Annotated in this window: 15 protein-coding genes; 3 read left to right on the top strand and 12 right to left on the bottom strand. The window is 69.3% G+C overall.

Annotated elements, in window-relative coordinates:
* Positions 1 to 113 precede the first annotated feature (113 nt).
* Entirely contained in the window at positions 114 to 1,298 is a 1,185-nt protein-coding gene (locus tag DW307_RS10675) for a Gfo/Idh/MocA family protein (RefSeq protein WP_136024693.1), read from the top strand.
* A gap of 63 nt (positions 1,299 to 1,361) precedes the next feature.
* Here the strand turns inward: DW307_RS10675 and DW307_RS10680 are convergent, their stop codons facing one another.
* The 8 genes from DW307_RS10680 to iolC form a co-directional block, all read right to left on the bottom strand.
* Positions 1,362 to 2,159 (bottom strand): TIM barrel protein, encoded by a 798-nt coding sequence (locus DW307_RS10680; protein WP_136024694.1) that lies wholly within the window; start codon positions 2,157 to 2,159, stop codon positions 1,362 to 1,364.
* On the bottom strand, positions 2,156 to 3,166 hold the full coding sequence (gene iolG, locus DW307_RS10685) for an inositol 2-dehydrogenase (RefSeq protein WP_136024695.1): 1,011 nt from the start codon (positions 3,164 to 3,166) through the stop codon (positions 2,156 to 2,158). Before iolG ends, DW307_RS10680 begins: the two co-directional genes overlap by 4 nt.
* A 61-nt stretch (positions 3,167 to 3,227) precedes the next feature.
* A complete protein-coding gene (locus DW307_RS10690) occupies positions 3,228 to 4,145 on the bottom strand; it encodes a sugar phosphate isomerase/epimerase family protein (RefSeq protein WP_136024696.1) in 918 nt (305 codons plus the stop codon).
* Positions 4,142 to 6,118 carry a 3D-(3,5/4)-trihydroxycyclohexane-1,2-dione acylhydrolase (decyclizing) gene (gene iolD / locus DW307_RS10695; protein ID WP_136024785.1) on the bottom strand — a complete coding sequence of 659 codons (1,977 nt, stop codon included), beginning with the start codon at positions 6,116 to 6,118 and terminating at the stop codon, positions 4,142 to 4,144. Before iolD ends, DW307_RS10690 begins: the two co-directional genes overlap by 4 nt.
* 14 nt (positions 6,119 to 6,132) lie before the next feature.
* A complete protein-coding gene (iolB, locus tag DW307_RS10700) occupies positions 6,133 to 7,113 on the bottom strand; it encodes a 5-deoxy-glucuronate isomerase (protein ID WP_136024697.1) in 981 nt (326 codons plus the stop codon).
* A gap of 7 nt (positions 7,114 to 7,120) precedes the next feature.
* On the bottom strand, positions 7,121 to 8,674 hold the full coding sequence (locus DW307_RS10705) for a CoA-acylating methylmalonate-semialdehyde dehydrogenase (RefSeq protein ID WP_136024698.1): 1,554 nt from the start codon (positions 8,672 to 8,674) through the stop codon (positions 7,121 to 7,123).
* Positions 8,675 to 8,683: 9 nt separating this feature from the next.
* A complete protein-coding gene (locus tag DW307_RS10710) occupies positions 8,684 to 9,583 on the bottom strand; it encodes a Cgl0159 family (beta/alpha)8-fold protein (RefSeq protein WP_136024699.1) in 900 nt (299 codons plus the stop codon).
* A 1-nt stretch (position 9,584) separates the two neighbouring features.
* Positions 9,585 to 10,541, bottom strand: coding sequence for a 5-dehydro-2-deoxygluconokinase (gene iolC, locus DW307_RS10715; protein ID WP_136024700.1), 957 nt, complete (start codon positions 10,539 to 10,541; stop codon positions 9,585 to 9,587).
* Positions 10,542 to 10,711: 170 nt separating this feature from the next.
* Here iolC and DW307_RS10720 point away from each other — a divergent pair, with 170 nt between their 5' ends.
* Together DW307_RS10720 and cycA are read left to right on the top strand one after the other, a co-directional pair.
* The gene (locus DW307_RS10720) at positions 10,712 to 11,473 is read left to right on the top strand and encodes a GntR family transcriptional regulator (RefSeq protein WP_136024701.1); all 762 of its coding nucleotides are present in this window, start codon (positions 10,712 to 10,714) and stop codon (positions 11,471 to 11,473) included.
* A 134-nt stretch (positions 11,474 to 11,607) separates the two neighbouring features.
* Complete coding sequence (cycA, locus tag DW307_RS10725; RefSeq protein WP_136024702.1) at positions 11,608 to 13,077, top strand: D-serine/D-alanine/glycine transporter; 1,470 nt, start codon at positions 11,608 to 11,610, stop codon at positions 13,075 to 13,077.
* Positions 13,078 to 13,188: 111 nt separating this feature from the next.
* On the opposite strand, the gene DW307_RS10730 is transcribed toward cycA, so the two are convergent.
* From DW307_RS10730 to DW307_RS10745, 4 genes are all read right to left on the bottom strand, one after another.
* Positions 13,189 to 13,641, bottom strand: a complete 453-nt coding sequence (locus DW307_RS10730) for a DUF2871 domain-containing protein (protein WP_136024703.1) — start codon at positions 13,639 to 13,641, stop codon at positions 13,189 to 13,191.
* A 158-nt stretch (positions 13,642 to 13,799) separates the two neighbouring features.
* Positions 13,800 to 14,423 carry a response regulator gene (locus DW307_RS10735; protein ID WP_136024704.1) on the bottom strand — a complete coding sequence of 208 codons (624 nt, stop codon included), beginning with the start codon at positions 14,421 to 14,423 and terminating at the stop codon, positions 13,800 to 13,802.
* Positions 14,420 to 15,727 (bottom strand): sensor histidine kinase, encoded by a 1,308-nt coding sequence (locus tag DW307_RS10740; protein ID WP_029260669.1) that lies wholly within the window; start codon positions 15,725 to 15,727, stop codon positions 14,420 to 14,422. The genes DW307_RS10735 and DW307_RS10740 overlap by 4 nt, the downstream gene beginning before the upstream one ends.
* A complete protein-coding gene (locus tag DW307_RS10745; RefSeq protein WP_136024705.1) occupies positions 15,693 to 17,828 on the bottom strand; it encodes an MMPL family transporter in 2,136 nt (711 codons plus the stop codon). The genes DW307_RS10740 and DW307_RS10745 overlap by 35 nt, the downstream gene beginning before the upstream one ends.
* Between the last annotated feature and the right edge of the window lie 66 nt (positions 17,829 to 17,894).

Below are 17,894 nucleotides of genomic sequence, written 5' to 3' on the forward strand. Positions count from 1 at the left end.
ACATAGATGACGTCGGTGTCAGGGCGAGTCTGACACCGCGGAAATTAAATGTCAATACATTCTGTCAACATCTCCACTCGGGTGTATTCTGTGCCAAACGGAAGGAGCCGCTCGTGGTGGCGAAGAAGCACATCGGCGTCGGTCTGGTCTCGGTCGGATGGATGGGGCGACTGCATTCGCGCGCTTACCTGGAGGCGCGCAGGCACTACCCCGAGCTCCCCGTCGTTACCGACCTGGCGGTGGCCGCCGACCCGGATGCCGGAGGTCGGGAGCACGCATCGAGCGCGCTCGGCTTCCGCGAGACGACGGCGGACTACCGGGAGCTGATCGCGCATCCCGACGTCGAGGTGGTCTCGATCTGCTCGCCGAACTTCCTCCACCACGAGATCGCGCAGGCCGCGATCTCCGCCGGCAAGCCCTTCTGGATCGAGAAGCCCATGGGCCGGGGCGCCCGCGAGTCGCGGGAGATCGCACAGGCCGCGGCGGAGGCCGGACTCGTCACCTCGGTGGGCTTCAACTACCGCCATGCGCCTGCGATCGCGCATGCCAGGCGCCTGGTGCGCGATGGCGCTCTCGGCACCGTCACGAACGTCCGCGTCGCCCTGCTGGCCGACTATTCGGCCGACCCCGAGGGCGCGCTCACCTGGCGTTTCCGCCGGGAGCGCGCCGGAACGGGCGTGCTCGGAGATCTGCTCTCGCACGGCGCAGACCTGGCCCAGTACGTGGTCGGCCGGATCAGCGAGGTCAGCGGGCTCACCGAGACCTTCATCCGCACCAGGCCGCTTCCCGGCGACGGCGCGACCAGCCACTTCAGTCGTGGCGCCAGCGGCGGGCCCACCGGTGAGGTCGAGAACGAGGACTACGCCGCGATCCTCGCGCGGTTCGCCTCGGGAGCCGTCGCGGTGCTGGAGTCGAGCCGCGTCGCGATCGGCCCGCACGCGGAGTACCGCATCGAGGTGTACGGCACGAAGGGCTCGCTGCGTTGGGACTTCCAACGGCTGAACGAGCTGCAGCTCGCCGACGATGCATCGGGCTACCGAACCGTGATGGTCGGGCCCGGCTACGGCGACTTCGCCCGCTTCCAACCCGGGGCAGGCACGTCGATGGGCTTCGACGACCTCAAGACCATCGAGGCATCGCTGTTCCTGCGCTCCGTCGCGGAAGACAGGCAGCTCGCCCCATCGGCGTCCGACGCGTGGTCGGCCGCCGAGATCGTGGATGCGGCGCTGCGCAGCTCCACCTCCGGGTCCTGGGAATCCGTGCCCGCGGTGACGGGGCCGACGACGTACGACTCGTGAGCCGGAGGGCCGGTGGATCGCTCACCGGCCTCCTCTCCCCAACCGCGCCTCAGACCCTGCGCCTCAGACCCCGAAGGCGTTCCGAAACGCATCCAGGGCGGCATCCGTGTCGCTCCGAGCCCAGCCCTCGAGACCGATCACGCCCGCATAGCCGAGTTCGCGCAGCGCCGCGGCGATCGCGTCGTAGCGGATCTCCCCCGTACCCGGCTCGCATCGCCCCGGAACATCGGCGACCTGGATCTCGCCGACCCACGGCAACGCCTCCCCCACCAGCGCGATCAGGTTCCCCTCGCCGATCTGCGCGTGATAGAGGTCGAGGTTGAGCCGCAGCGCAGGCGCATCGACGGCGCGCACGAGCCGGAGCGTATCGGCGGCGCGCGCGAAGGGAGTGCCGGGATGATCGACAGCCGTGTTGAGGTTCTCCAGCGTGAAGACACGGCCTTCCCGCGCACCGAGCTCTGCCAGTCGCCCCAGTGTCTCGGTCGCCGTCGCCCACTCGCGTTCGGAGACCTCTTCTCGGGGGCGCACCGGCAGCCCGTCCGAGTCGAGGCCCGTGCCATGCAGGTTCAGCCGGGGCGCATCGATCAGCTCGGCCATGCGCAACGACTCCTCCGCCGTGGCGATGAGTTCGGCGATGCCGTCGGGCGTCGTGAGATCGCCGCGCAGGTATCCCGTCATCGAGGAGAATACGGCTCCGGTCGCGGCGAGGGCCGGAAGGTCCTTCGTGCTCCAGTCCCAGATCTCGACCTCGAAGCCCCGCTCGTGCAGCCGCCGGACGCGCTCCACGAACTCGAGCTCGGTGTAGAGCATCTCCGCCGAGGCGGCCAGTCGGTAGCGGGCGCGCGGCGACGGCGTGCTCATCGCAGATCCACCGCCACGACGACATGATCGGTGGCCGAGCGCTGCGCGGCATCCGCCAGAATCAGGGCGGCACGGCCGTCTTCGAAAGTCGGGCTGGTGGACGCCTCACCGCGGACGAGGCGGATGAACTCATGCAGCTCCGCGGCATACGCCGCCGCGTAGCGCTCCAGGAAGAACGGCTCGTACGGCGGCTTCGCCTCGACGGCTGCGGCGGTCGACAGGCTCACGAGACTGCTCGGAGCGTTGGCGACCTGCAGCATTCCCGCACCTCCGAACGCCTCGATGCGCTGGTCGTAGCCGACCGCACTGTGCCGCGAGTTCACGATCGTGACGAGTGCTCCGGATGCCGCGCGCAGGGTGGTGACCGCGGTGTCGAAGTCGCCGTGCTGAGCGGCCCCGGCATCGAACGTCGTCGACCCGAAGGCCGACACCTCGACGATTTCCGGCAGGAAGAAGCGCGCCATGTCGAAATCGTGGATCGTCATGTCGCGGAAGATCCCCCCGGACACCCCGACATAGTCGGCGGGGGGCGCCGACGGGTCGCGGCTGATGATCGTCAGCTGTTCGAGAGCACCGATCTCGCCCGCGGCGACGCGAGCCCTGGCAGCGGCGAACGCGGGGTCGAAGCGGCGGTTGAAACCGAGCGCGACCGGCACACCGGACGACACGACCCGCGGGCGCAGCGCCTCGACCCTGGCGATGTCGAGGTCGATCGGCTTCTCGCACAGCACCGGGATGCCGGCCTCGATGGCCTGCGCGATCAGATCGACGTGCGTCGGGGTCGGCGAGGCGATCAGGATCGCGTCGATGTCGCCGGCGGTGAACACGTCGTCCGGCGTATCGGTCGCCGTGCCGCCGTAAGCGGCCGCGACGCGGAGGGCGCCGTCGACGAACGGGTCGGCGACGCGGGTGAGCTGCGCGTCGGGGTCGGCGGCGATGCTCGCGGCGTGCACCTGGCCGATGCGTCCGGTACCGATCAGGCCGAAGCGGAGAGGAGCGTGTGACATCGTGCGGTCCTTTGCGGAAGGGAGGTGTGGAGAGGAGAGGAGAAGCGATGAGGAGAAGAGGTCACGCCCAGGGGCGCAGAGCCTCGCGGTTGCGGATCTGGTCCGTCCCGCGTGCGGCTCGGAAGTCGGAGAGGGAGACGTCCGGGCCGTTGAGCACATCCTGCTCGACGACGATCCAGCCGTCGAAGCCGCGGGCATCGACGGCGTCCATCACCGCACCGAGGTCGATGTCGCCCTCGCCGAAGGCGACGAATGCTCCGGACGACCAGACCTCTCGCATCCCTCCCCCGGCCGCGAGCACGCGCGTGAGCTCGCCGAGATCGACGTCTTTGAGGTGAAGGTGGTTGATGCGGTCCCCCCAGCGCTGCACCGCATCGAGCGGATCGCCACCGGCGATGAACAGGTGCCCTGTGTCGAGCGTCAGGTCGACGTCGACGTTCGCGAGGAACCGGTCGATCTCTTCCGGGGACTCCACGAACGTGCCCGCGTGGTGGTGAAAGGTCGGCTCGAACCCGGCCGCCCTCACGAGGGCGGCGGCGCGCTCGGTGTTCGCGAGCAGGCGTCCCCAGGCTGCCTCCGCGAGCGGGTCGACCTCGGCACCGCGGCCAGGGGCGCCTTGACGAATCGCCGAACCGCCGTCGGCGAGCGTCGGCAGCGGCAGTCGGTCAGGACCGTCCTGCGCGGCGTCGGAGAAGGCCCGAAGTGCATCGTGCAGCTCCGGCAACGCGGCGTCGAACGCCTCGTCATCAGAGAACGGCAGCTGCACCCAGCCGCCTGCGAGCTCCAGCCCATGACTTCGCAGCCGCTCCCGCAGCCGTCTCCCCTGCCCGAAGAATCCCGAAGGACCGAGGTCGACACCGCGGTAGTCGGACTCGGCGAGGGCCGCGAGCAGATCGTCGGGCGCGATCGTCTCCGCGCCCTCCGGCGTCAGCTCGAACACACCGAAGCTCACGGGCGCACCCGCCACCGTCGCCTTCACTTCCCGCTCCCGTCGTCCGCGCCCGGTGATCCTCCAGCGCCCAGAGACCCTTCGCCCCCCAGAAGGGGCCGCTGCGCCGTCCGGCGCTGCTCGTACTCGCGTCGCGCCCGACGCGTCGACGGCAGCGACGATTCCTCGGGCACCGGCACGTCCCACCATCCCTCGCCGTCGGGGGCGTAGAGCAGCGGATCGCTCTCGATGTGGATCACCGTCGAACGCGGCGAGGCCTTCGCTGCGGCGAGCGCGGCCGACAGGTCGTCGATCGCGGAGGCCGTGGGCGCGATCTCCACGACGTCGAGGCCGTAGCTGCGGGCGTTCATCGCGAGGTCGATCGGCAGCAGCCGCTCACCCTGCCCGGAGCCATCCCATGCCTGATCGCCCTGCATCCGGTACCTGGTGCCGAAGCGCTCGGACCCCACCGTCTCGGACAGGTGCCCGATCGACGCGTAGCCGTGGTTCTGCACGATCACGATGATGAGCTTGATCCCCTCGGCGACGACGGTCGCGAGCTCGGAGCTCAGCATCAGATACGAGCCGTCGCCGACCATCACGACCACGTCGCGGTCGGACCCGTCGGCGAGCGCGCCGCGCTTGGCACCGAGCCCTCCGGCGATCTCGTACCCCATGCACGAGAAGGCGTATTCGACGTGGTAGCCGAGCGGATCCCGAACGCGCCAGAGCTTGTGCAGGTCCCCTGGCAGCGAGCCCGCCGCCTGCACGATGACGTCTTCCGGGTCGGTGGCCGCCTGCACGGTGCCGACGATCTCCGGCTGGCCTGGTCTCTCGCGCCCCGAAGGCACGAAGGCAGTGTCGACCGTGGCATCCCACTCGCGCTTCTCCCCGGCGACGCTCGCGGCATACTCGTCGCTCACGAGCCGGTCGGGCAGCGCCGCCGCGAGTGCGTTGAGCGTCTCGCGTGCATCGGCGATCACCGGCAACGACGTACCGTGCTTGTAGGCGTCGAACGCCGCGACGTTGATGTTCACGAACTCGACGCTGGGATGCTGGAACGCGGTGCGCGAGCCGGTGGTGAAGTCGCTGTAGCGCGTGCCGATGCCGATGACGAGGTCGGCTTCTGCGGCGAGCCTGTTCGCCGCGGACGATCCGGTCGCGCCCACGCCGCCGAGGTACTGCGCGTGGTCCCAATCCAGGCTGCCGCCACCCGCCTGCGTGCTCCCCACGGGGATGCCGGTGCTCTCGACGAAGGCCCGCAGCTGCCCCTCCGCCCCGGAATAGATCACCCCGCCACCGGCGACGATGAACGGGCGTTTCGCGGCGCGGATCGCCCGCACCGCCCGCTCGAGAGCGCCGCGCTCCGGCAGCGGGCGCCGAAGGTGCCACTCGCGCTCGGCGAGGAACGACAGCGGCACGTCGATGCTCTCGACCTGCACGTCTTCCGGCAGGGCGATCGTGACGGCGCCCGTCTCCGCAGGATCCACGAGCACGCGGAGCGCGTTCACGGCGATCGAGAACAGCTGCTCCGGACGCTGCACACGGTCGAAGAAGCGCGAGAGCGGACGGAACGCATCGTTCACGGAGAGACCGATGTCCCACGGCTGCTCGAGCTGCTGCAGCACGGGGTCGGCGACGCGGGTGGCGAAGGTGTCGCTCGGGAGCAGGAGCGCGGGCAGGCGGTTCGTCGTGGCCAAGGCCGCGCCGGTGAGCATGTTGGTCGCGCCGGGGCCGACGGATGCCGCGGAGGCGAAGGTCGCCCGGCGACGGTGCATCCGCGCGTACCCCACGGACTGGTGGACCATCGCCTGCTCGTTGCGTGCCTGGTGATACGGCATCACGCCGGGACGCTCGACGTCGAGCTGCCGCAGCGCCTGCCCGATGCCCGCGACGTTCCCGTGCCCGAAGATCCCGAACACGCCGGGGATCGTCCGCTCGCGGATTTCACCGTCGACCGTCCACTGATTCGCAAGGAACTCGACCAGCGCCTGGCTGACCGACATCCTCCTGGTCGGTGTCATCCTTCTCGCCGGTGTCATCGTTGACCTCCTCCATCTGACTCGTCATCGTGCAGAGCCGCACCTTCCGGGAAGGGCAGCCGCGGATCGATCGGCTGTACCGACCAGGAATCGCGCACCCACGCGTGGTCCGGATCATCGGAGATCAGCCATTGCCGCTGCGGATCCGGCCCCGCCATCACGTTCAGGTAGTACAGGTCGTAGCCGGGGGCTGCGACGGCAGGGCCGTGGTAGCCGTACGGCACCAGGGCGATGTCACCGGAGTGCACCCTCGCATCGATCTCGATCTCCCCCGCCGGCGAGGAGTAGGTGCTGAAGAGTCCGAAGGCGGCGTCCGCCCCCTGCAGCGATCCGTGCACCGACCGATCGGTGCGTGCCGCCTCGAAATAGTAGATCTCCTCGAGTCGGGATTCATGCCCCGGCACGTGCTCGTCGTGCTTGTGGGGAGGATAGGACGACCAATTGCCGGCGGGAGTGATGACCTCGCACACGATCAGCCGTGCCGCATCGAGCGCCTCCGGTGTGCCGAAGTTGTGCACCTGCCTGCTGGACGATCCGGCACCTCGAAGCTCGACCGGAGTCTCGCTCGCCGCGATCCGGCGCGAGGGCCGTCGTTCGATCGTGGGCGACGAAGCGACGGCGAACCGGCCGATTCCACGCACCGTGGCCGCGGCGAACGAGGAGAGGTAGAGGACATCCGTCGGACCATCGAACACCGAGCGTCGCCCCACGAGCTCGATCGTCGACGCCGCACCTTCCTCGATCACCTCCACCGAGAAGCGGCCGGCGAGCGGAACCACGATGCGCTCCTGCCCGGCCTCCGGCACGGCGAGAGACTCCCCGACTGCCACTACGCCGATGCGGAGGCCCGTGTGCTGCCAGCCCGGGAGGCCGTCGTCGACGACGCTCTCCCACTCCCCGGCGGCCAGTGCGCCACGACGGTGGAACCACCGCGCTTCCCTGGCCGCGCCGTCATCCGCATGCCTCTCGACGTTCATGCGCACCTCAGCGGTTCTGCGGGAATCCGAGGTTGATGCCCTCGTGCGTCGCCGGGTCGAGCCAGCGGCTGGTGACCGCCTTCTCCCGCGTGAAGAACTCGAACCCGTGCACACCGTACGCCTTCGCATCGCCGAACAGCGACGCCTTCCATCCCCCGAAGGAGTGGTAGGCGACCGGAACCGGGATCGGGACATTGATGCCGATCATGCCGACCTGCACCTCGCTCTGGAAGCGCCTGGCCGCACCGCCGTCGTTCGTGAAGATCGCCGTGCCGTTGCCGAACTCGCCGGAGTTGATCAGGTCGAGCCCCTCCTGGAACGTCTCCACGCGGACGATCGAGAGCACCGGCCCGAAGATCTCCTCCCGGTACGCCCTCGATGTGAGCGGGATCTCGTCGATCAGCGTGGGCCCGAAGAAGAAGCCGTCCTCATGCCCGTCCACGACGAGTCCTCGGCCGTCGACCACGATGCGCGCGCCGTCGGCCGCGGCGATGTCGACGTAGCCGGACACCTTCTCGCGGTGCGCACCGCTGATCAGGGGTCCGAGGTCGGGCTCTCCGTCGGGACCGCCTGCTCCGTCGCCGACGCGCAGCCGGGAGATCCGCTCGGTGATCTTCTCGATGAGCCTGTCAGCCACAGGCTCGACGGCGATCAGCACCGAGATCGCCATGCATCGCTCGCCCGCCGCACCGTACCCCGCATTGATCGCCTGATCGGCGACGAGATCGAGGTCGGCGTCGGGGAGCACGAGCATGTGGTTCTTCGCCCCGCCGAGTGCCTGCACGCGCTTGCCATGACGCGATGCGGTCTCGTAGATGTACTGGGCGATCGGCGTCGACCCCACGAACGAGATCGACTGTACGAGCGGGCTCGTGAGCAGTCCGTCGACGGCGAGCTTGTCGCCCTGCAGCACGGTGAAGACCCCGTCGGGCAGCCCTGCCTCTCGCCACAGCTCCGCCATCCAGAGTGCCGCGGACGGATCCTTCTCACTCGGCTTGAGCACCACGGCATTGCCGGCTGCGATCGCGATCGGGAAGAACCACATCGGCACCATGACCGGGAAGTTGAACGGGCTCACGATGCCGACCACACCCAGCGGCTGCTTGATCGAGTAGACGTCGATGCCGGTGGAGACGTTCTCGGAGTACGCACCCTTGATCAGGTGCGGGAACCCGGTGGCGAGCTCGACCACCTCCTGACCGCGGAGGATCTCGCCCATCGCGTCGGAGAGCACCTTGCCGTGCTCGCGCGTGACGATCTCGGCGAGCTCGCCCTTCTTCGCGTTGAGCAGCTCGCGGAAGGCGAACAGCACTGCCTGGCGCTTGGCGATCGACGTGCTCCCCCAGGCACGCTGTGCGCGGTCCGCGGAAGCGATCGCCTCCGCGATCTCGGATTCGTCGGCCAGGGCGACCTGCCCGATCACCGCTCCCGTCGCCGGGTTGAAGACGTCGGCTGTGCGACCGCTCGTCGACGAACGCGGCGCTCCGTCGATCCAGTGGCCGATCTGCGGCACACCCCCCACGGGAGGGGTCGCCGCTGTGCTGGTCGTCTCGATGGTCATGTGTGCTCCTCAGATCAACGTGGGGTGGACGAGCCGTGCCGCGATGTCGACGGCCGCAGCGACATCGCCGTCCGGAGGGTAGAGCAGCGTGCGACCGGCGGTCAGCCCCCGCACGCCGGAGAGCGACAGGGCGTCCTCCCAGGCGGCGAAGGTCTCGTCCGGTCCCTCAGGCGAATCACCGCCGAGGAGCACGGTCGGCATGGTCGTCGCCGCCATCACCCGCTCCATCTCGGGGACGACCGGCAGTTTCATCCAGGTGTATGCGCTGCTTCCGCCGAGCCCGGCGGCGATCGCGATCGAGCGGATGACAGCATCCGAGGTGAGGTCGTTCACGACGTGGCCGTCCTTCCATTCGCTCACGAACGGCTCGAGCATGATGGGCAGTCGGGCGGCGGCCGCCTGGGTCACGGCATGTGCCGTCGCCTCGAGGGTCGCCGAGGTGCCTTCGTCATCGAAGTTGATGCGGATCAGGGTCTTCGCGAAGTCGAGCCGGGACTCGATGATGCTCGGCACGTCGTAGGCGGTGAAGCGATCATCCATCTCGAAGGTCGCGGAGCGCAGGCCGCCGCGGTTCATGGAGCCGACGACGACTTTGCCCTCGAGCAGACCGAGGGCCGCGAGATCGTCGATGATGTCGGGCGTGCCGAGCACCCCGTCCACACCGGGACGGGCGAGAGCCGTGGCCAGCCGGTCGAGCAGGTCATACCTGTCCGCCATCGCGGTGGCATCCGCCCCGACCGCCAGCGCACCCCGCGCCGGGTGGTCAGCGGCGACGATGAACATCCGGTCGTCGGAGCTCAGGACCTCCCGCCGGGTGCGGGTGCGCAGGGCGTCCGCGATCTCGTAGGGTCGCCGGGAACGCACCTCCCGCAGGCGTGCGAAGTCGGATGCCGTCAGCATGCCGCTCATGTCACTTCCCCCCTGCCATCGCCGCGTCGACCTCGACGGTCGTCGGCATGGCCGTCGAGCACTCCAGCCGCGAAGCGACGATCGCCCCCGCTGCATTCGCGAATCGGATGATCTGCTCGAGCCCCCACCCGCTCAGCAATCCGTGGCACAGCGCTCCGCCGAAGGCATCGCCCGCACCGAGCCCGTTCACGACATCGATGCGCAACGGCGGTACCTCGACCGACTCGTCCCGCGTCTTGGCCAGAACGCCGCGCGGTCCCTGCTTCACGATCGCGAGTTCGATGCCGCGCTCCAGCAGCGCGTCGGCGGCTCGATGCGGATCGGTCTCCCCGACCGCGACCTCGCATTCCTCGCGGTTGCCCACGGCCACGGTCACCCCGTCGAGCGCGGCGCCGACCTGCGCCGACGCCTCGGACGGATCGCTCCAGAACATCGGACGGTAGTCGAGATCGAGGACCGTGAACCGTGCGCGCCGCCTCGCCTCGAGCGCGGCGAAGTGCGCCGAGCGGCTCGGCTCCTGGCTGAGTCCGGTGACGGTCAGCCAGAGGAGATCGGTGGCGCGCACGGCGTCCAGGTCGATCTGGGCGATGTCGATGTTGAGGTCCGGCGCCTTCGGGTCGCGGTAGAAGTACAGCGGGAAGTCGTCGGGCGGGAAGATCTCGCAGAACGTTAACGGCGTCTTCAGGCGAGGATCCACGACGACCCGGGAACGATCGACGCCGAGACGATCGAGCTCCCGATGCAGGTAGCGCCCGAAGGGATCATCGCCGACGCGGGAGACCAGAGCCACCTGGTGACCGTGCCGAGCCGCCGCGACCGACACGTTGGCCGCGCTGCCGCCGAGATACTTGCCGAAACTCGTGACGTCTTCGAGGACCACACCGCTCTGCAACGGGTAGAGATCGACCCCGAGACGTCCGAAGGCGATGATCTCGGGTGCGTTCTGCGTAGCGGTCATGCGCGCGAACACCTCTCTGTACGGCTCTCTGTACGAGCATCGGCCTTGATGCTTGAATGTCCTAACAATAACACATGGATGGATCTGTGCAAGGGACCAGGGGCAACGCCGACACGGACGTAAGATTGTCGGAACATGGCCCCGCGAGCGCGTGGGCCGGGGAGGGAACGATGGCCGGCGACGAGCCCCATTGGCCGGCCGAACTGTTCGCCGACCTCGACCGCACCGGCCCCGTGCCGCTGTACTACCAGGTGTCCAGCCGCCTCGAATCGGCGATCCACTCCGGAGCGATCCCCGCCGGTGCCCGCCTCGAGAACGAGATCGCGATCGCCCAGCGCCTGGGCCTCTCACGCCCCACTGTGCGCCGCGCGATCCAGGAGGTCGTCGACAAGGGCCTTCTCGTGCGTCGCCGAGGCATCGGCACCCAGGTCGTCCAGGGCCAGGTCACCCGCCAGGTCGAACTGACCAGTCTCTATGAGGATCTGCAGGGCTCGCATCACGAGCCGGGCACCCGTGTCCTCGCCCACGAGGTGGTTCCCGCCTCCGATGTGGTCGCGAGCGGCCTCGGTGTCGCCCCGGGGGATGAGGTCGTCTACATCCGCCGTCAGCGAAGCACCGATGGGACACCGGTGGCCGTGCTGGAGAACTACCTCCCTCCGGAGTTCCGCGACATCACGACAGATGACCTCGGCACCCGAGGCCTCTACCAGATCCTCCGCGCACGAGGCGTCACGATCCGCATCGCGAAGCAGAAGATCGGCGCGCGTCGCGCCGAGGGGGACGAGAGTGGGCTGCTCGACATCGACGACGGCGGGCCCGTCCTCACCATGGAACGCATCGCCTTCGATGACTCCGGGCGAGCGATCGAGTATGGAAACCACTGCTACCGACCCGACATGTACAGCTTCGAGACGACCCTCGTCGCGAAGTAGCGCACGTCCCGGGCGCTTCGAATCGGAGACGCTCACTCGGGGGAAACGGCGGCATGCCGGTACTCGATTCTGGACTCGGCCCCTCCTCCAGGTACCGTCGGACGGCAACCGTCGACGAGGACCGGAGGAAGAAAATGACGAAGCAGCACACGGGGGGAACCGGACGCGAGCGCGACACCGCCGCGGACGGAGAGGAACAGCATCTGCGGCGAGCGCTGAGCAACCGCCACATCCAACTGCTCGCGATCGGCGGGGCCATCGGCACCGGGCTGTTCATGGGCAGCGGCAAGACCATCTCGGTCGCGGGCCCCTCGGTGATCTTCGTCTACATGATCATCGGCTTCATGCTGTTCTTCGTCATGAGGGCGATGGGCGAGCTGCTGCTGTCGAACCTGAAGTACAAGTCGTTCAGCGACTTCGCGAGCGACCTGCTCGGCGCGTGGGCGGGCTTCTTCACGGGGTGGACCTACTGGTTCTGCTGGGTGGTCACCGGCGTCGCCGACGTGATCGCGATCGCGGGATACACGGATGCGCTCATCCCCGGAATCCCCCTGTGGATCCCCGGCGTGCTGGTGATCGTCATCCTGCTCGCCCTGAATCTCCCGACCGTCGCCGCGTTCGGCGAGATGGAGTTCTGGTTCGCGCTGATCAAGATCGTCGCGATCGTGGCGCTCATCATCACCGGACTCGTGATGATCTTCACCGGATTCCAACACGACGCCGGCACCGCGAGCTTCTCGAACCTGTGGGACAAGGGCGGCATGTTCCCGCACGGATTCATGGGTTTCGTCGCGGGCTTCCAGATCGCGGTGTTCGCGTTCGTCGGCATCGAGCTCGTGGGCACCGCAGCGGCGGAGACCAAGGACCCGAAGCGCAACCTGCCCAAGGCCATCAATGCGATCCCGATCCGTGTGCTGCTGTTCTACGTGGGCGCGCTCATCGTGCTGATGGCGGTCACCCCGTGGACCGAGTACGTCGCCGGCGAGAGCCCCTTCATCGCGATGTTCGCCCTCGCCGGACTCGGCATCGCCGCGACGGTGGTGAACCTCGTGGTGCTGACCTCCGCCATGTCGAGCGCGAACTCCGGCATCTACTCGACCTCGCGCATGGTGTTCGGTCTCGCACAGGACGGCGACGCCCCGCGCATGTTCGCCCGCCTCTCGCGCCGCCGGGTGCCGCAGAACGCCCTGTTCCTGTCGTGCATCCTGCTGTTCTCCGGCGTCGTGCTGCTCTACGCGGGCAAGGACATCGGTACCGCGTTCGACATGGTGACCACGGTCTCGGCCCTGTGCTTCATGTTCGTCTGGACGATCTTCCTGTGCAGCTACCTCGTGTACCGCCGCACCCGCAAGGACAAGGTCGCCGCGTCGACCTTCCGGCTGCCCGGCGGTGTGTTCATGGTCTACGTGGTGCTGGCGTTCTTCGTGTTCATCCTGTGGGCGCTCACGACCCAGCCCGACACGCTGACCGCGCTGCTCGTGACGCCGATCTGGTTCGTCGTGCTGCTCGTGGCCTGGCTGTTCGTGCGCCGCTCCCCGAACCACCTGGCCCGGCACGCGGCGCACATCGCGCACCTCCGCGACGACTCGGTCGAGGCGGACTAACTCCGGCCTCGGGCGGTCTCTCTGTTCACAACTCAGGAACTTCGTCGGGCACCGGACCGGATCACGGGGACACGGCTGTCCGGCCCTGAAGTTCCTGAGTTGTGAACGCCGTCAGGCCGAGACGGCCGGGGCGGCCGCAGCCGGGGCGGCGGGCTTCGTCGCGAACAGACGCTTCCGCAAGGCGAGGAACAGCAGCAGCATACCGGCGCTGAGCAGGATGTGGCCCAGCCCCGCGATGCCCGCGATCATGCTCGACGACTCCTGCCCGAGCACCGTGAGGCAGCCGTGCCAGATCATCATGGCCGACGTGAGCACCAGGCCCGCGTTGTACAGCCAGAAGAACCAGCCGAACAGGCGGCTCTCGGAGAGCGCGAACGCCTTCTCGAGGAGCAGGACGATCAACAGCACGATGAAGCCCAGCACGAGCAGGTGCGTGTGCACGAGCCCGAGCTGCGTCGCCTCCCCCTCGGGGAAGCCGTTGATCTTGGTGAACTCTCGGTAGAAGAGTCCGGAGGCGACGCCCGCGATCATGGAGGCGAACGCGGCGGTGAAGAGTCTGCGCATCGGGAATCCTTTCGGTCTGATTCCAGCCTCGGCGTCGCGGCCGTTCCGGGGATCCATCGAACGGTTGACAGGGTCGAGCCCCGCGCACGCGGCCCGCGCCAGGGGGCGACTCGGAGCAGACCGGACTCAGAGCAGACCGGACTCAGAGCAGACCGGACTCAGAGCAGACCGGACTCGCGTGCGATGGCGATGGCACGCGCCCGGTTGTCGGCGCCGAGCTTCTCGAACACGTGCACGAGGTGGGTCTTGACGGTGGCCTCCGTCACGAACAGCGTCTTGGCGATCTCGCGGTTCGACGCCCCCGTGTCGAGCAGCCGGAGCACCTCCAGTTCACGGCCCGTCAGCCGCACCCGCGGCGCGCGCATGACCTGCACCACCCGCTCACTGAGCTCCGGGCTGAGCACGAGTCCGCCGGATGCGGCCTGCCGGATCGCACGCACGATCTCGTCGGGGGCGACATCCTTGAGCAGGTACCCCGCCGCTCCCGCCTCGATCGCACCGAGGATCTCGGCGTCGCGATCAAATGTCGTGAGGATCAGGACGGCCGGGGCCGGATCCTGCGTGCGCAGGGCGGCGGTCGTCTGCACGCCGTCCATGCCCTCACCGAGCCGCAGGTCGCACAGTACGACATCGGGATGCAGGTGCCGAGAGAGAGCGAGCGCCTCTTCTCCGGACGCCGCCTCACCGACCACCTCGACGTCGTCACGGTGGTCGAACAGCGAGCGCACACCGGCGCGGACGATGGGATGGTCATCGACGAGCAGCACGCGCACCGGGGTCATCCCTGTTCTCCGTTCCGTCGCCCCTGAGCGGCGCGGCCCAGAGGGATGTGCGCCGAGAGCGCGGTGCCGTCGCCAGGGGCGCTCTCCACGTCGAGCCCTCCGCCGAGCTCCCGCAGGCGCGCACGCATCGAGCGCAGTCCGTAGCCGCCGCCGCGGCTGCCGACGCCGCCCTGGGCGTCCCAGTGCCGGGCGTCGAACCCGATCCCGTCGTCGACGATGTCGAGGCGCACCGCATCGCCGGCATCGGCCAGGGTGACCACGACACGGGAGGCCGATGCGTGGGAGCGGACGTTCGCGAGGGCCGACTGCGCCGTCCGCAGCAGGGCCACCTCGGCGTCGATGCCGAGCGACGGCAGGTCGTCGTCGGCGTGCAGAGCGGCCTCGATCCCGGTCTCCTCGGTGAGGCGCTCCAGCATCCGGGCGAGGGCGTCGCCGAGCGCCGTCGACTCCAGCTCCGCCGGCGCCAGGGCGTTCACGATGCGCCGAGCATCCGCCATCCCCTCCGCAGCCAGGGCGCCGATCTGCTCGAGAGCGCGCGTGCGCTGCGACGGATCGTCGACCTCCAGGGCCGAACGCGCGAGCATCCCGATCGACGACACGCTCTGCGCGACGGTGTCGTGGATGTCGCGCGACACCCGGGTGCGCTCGGCCGTCGCCCCCGACTCGCGCTGGGTGCGGGCGAGCTCGTCCTGCAAAGCTGCCATCTCCTCCTGGGTCGCAACCAGCGAGGCGATCAGCCGACGGCGCTCGCGCCCGTCGCGGACGAGCTCGAGGTACCCGCGCGAGATCCCCAGCGCGAAGACGCCGCCCACGAGGGGACCGATCACGTTCGCATAGGTCGTGGTGCCGGTGTGCAGCAGCGGAGCGGTCACCACCACGGCGAGGACCACGACGCTGAGCAGCAGCGCCCACCGCAGGCGCATCACGAATCCGGCGAGCAGCCACAGCGGGAAGGCGAGCCACACGAACTCCGGCGAGACCACGACCGCGCCGAGCCAGATGAGAGTCAGCCCGAGCAGCCACCAGGTCGCGAGGCGACGGTCGGCGGTGCGTTCGCCGAGCAGCAGACCGCCGCCGTACCAGCCGAGGAAGACGAGCGAGAGGGCGAGGACCCACGGCAGCGGCACACCGTCCGCCGCGGCGCGCCACGCACCGACCACGAGCAGCACGACCGTGATGACGGCCTGACCGATCCGGATGGAACCGACCAGGCTCGCCCACGTGCGCGGCGCGCGGATCCCGGCCGCGGAATCGACGCGGCCGGAACGCTCAGTCCGCGTCTGCGGAGATGGCGACTGCGGCATCTTCGTATTCTCCCCCGTGCGGCCGGTGTCCGTGTCGATCCGCGTGTCGATCCCCGCGGGATCCCGCACCCCCGGCCTTCCGCGGCCACCACATCCGCTCGCCGACGATCGCGAAGATCGCCGGGACCACCAGGGTGCGCACGACGAAGGTGTCGACGAGCACGCCGATCCCGACGATGAGGCCGATCTGCCCGAGCGTGACCAGGGGCAGCAAGCCCAGCGCGGCGAACACGGCCGCGAGCACGACACCGGCGCTCGTGATCACGCCGCCCGTCGCGGTGAGGGCGCGCACCATCCCCTGCCGCGTGCCGACCGTCCGTGCCTCCGTGCGCGCGCGATGGACGAGGAAGATCGTGTAGTCGATCCCGAGCGCCACCAGGAACAGGAACGACAACAGGGGCACCTGGAGGTCGAGCGCGTCCCACCCGAACACGACCCTGCTCAGCCAGGTGCCGGCGCCGATGGCCGCGACCGCGCTGAGGATGTTCACCGCGAGCAGCAGCACCGGCGCCACCAGGGAGCGCAGCAGCACGATCAGCACGAGCAGACTGACGGCGAGGACGAGCGGGACGACCAGCAGCAGGTCGCGCCGATTGCCCTCCCGCGCATCGAGATCCGCCGCCACCGGACCACCCACCACGGCGTCGGCATCCGGCACTGTCTGCACGGCCCCTCGAACCGCGCTCACCAGGTCGAGGCTCGCGGGCGTTCCGGGCGCCGGCTCACCGACGACGAGCAGACGGGTGAGCGCTCCGTCGCTGCTCTCCCCCGTCGCCGATACCCGGAGCACACCCGGCACGTCGTCGATCGCGGCGACCAGCGCATCGGCCTCCGCCGTATCGCCGATCACGATCATCGGCTGTGCCTCCCCGGCCGGGAAGTGATCGCCGAGCACCGTGAGACCTGCGGCCGACTCGGACACGACACGGAACTTCTCGACCTGGGTGAGCCCGACGGACGCTCCGGCGAGCCCACCGGCGAGAACGCCGAGCAGCGCGAGTCCGCCGACCAGCGGCACCCACGGGCGCCGGGAGACGCGTTGAGCCACCGCACCCCACACGCGGCCCGTGGCCGCGATATCCCCCACGCGCGGCGCGAACGGCCAGAACAGTCGACGGCCGCACACGGCGAGCGCCGGTGGCAGCACCAGGAGCACGGCGGCGAGCGCGATCAGCAGGCCCACGGCAGAGGCGATGCCGAGCCCGCGCGTTCCCGGGATCACCGCGAGGGCGAGAGTCGACAGCGCCAGGACCACGGTGACGTTCGAGGCGACGATCGCGGGGGCGGTGGCACGCCAGGCAGCGACCAGGGCGCGGCGATGATCGGTCTCGCGGGCGAGTTCTTCGCGGTAGCGCGAGATGAGCAGGAGGGCGTAGTTCGTTCCGGCACCGAAGACGAGCACGCTCACGATCCCGGAGTCGAACTGCAGCCCGAGCCCGGCGCCGACCGCCGCGGTCGCCTTGTTGGCCAGCTGATCGGCGAGGGCGACCACGATGAGGGGGATCATCCACAGCACGGGCGAGCGGTACGTGACGATGAGCAGCAGGGCCACGATCCCGAGGGTCACCATCAACAGCGTGAAGTCCGCGCCGTCGAACGCGGAGGCGACGTCCACACCGAACGCGGGCCCGCCCGTGACCTGCACGTGCATCCCGGTGAGGGGATGCTCCGCCACGGTGTCGCGCAGACCGTGCACGGCGTCAGCGGCGTCGTCGTCGTCCAGGGTCAGCGTCGCCTGGATCACCGCGGCCTCGCCGTCGTCGCTGACGATCGGACCGTGGGGGGCGTGCCCGGTCTCCGCTTCGACATCGCCCGAGAGCGCACCGAGGGCGGCGAGGTCGGCATCGCTGAGCTGCGCGTCGTCGTCACGGGAGGCGACCAGCAGTACCGTGTGCTCGTCCGCGTCGGGGAACTGCTCGGCGAGGAGCGCGGCCTGCGCGGATTCGGAATCCGGCGGAGCCACGTCGTTGCCTGCCGGGACCGATGCCCGTCCGAACGCGCCGAGGAGGGCGGTGAACGCGACCGCCGCGATCAGCAGGGAGATCCATCCCCCACGACGAGAGGTGAGCCACAGCGGAAGGGAGCGGAGGGTGCGGAGCATGACTCCAGTCCAGCCGCCCTCACCCTCGACCGGATCGCGCAGGGGGCGGAGACGGGTCTCCACCCT

Origin of the sequence: Microbacterium sp. K27, assembly GCF_004794435.1 — a bacterium.
Taxonomy (GTDB): Bacteria; Actinomycetota; Actinomycetes; order Actinomycetales; family Microbacteriaceae; genus Microbacterium; species Microbacterium maritypicum_A.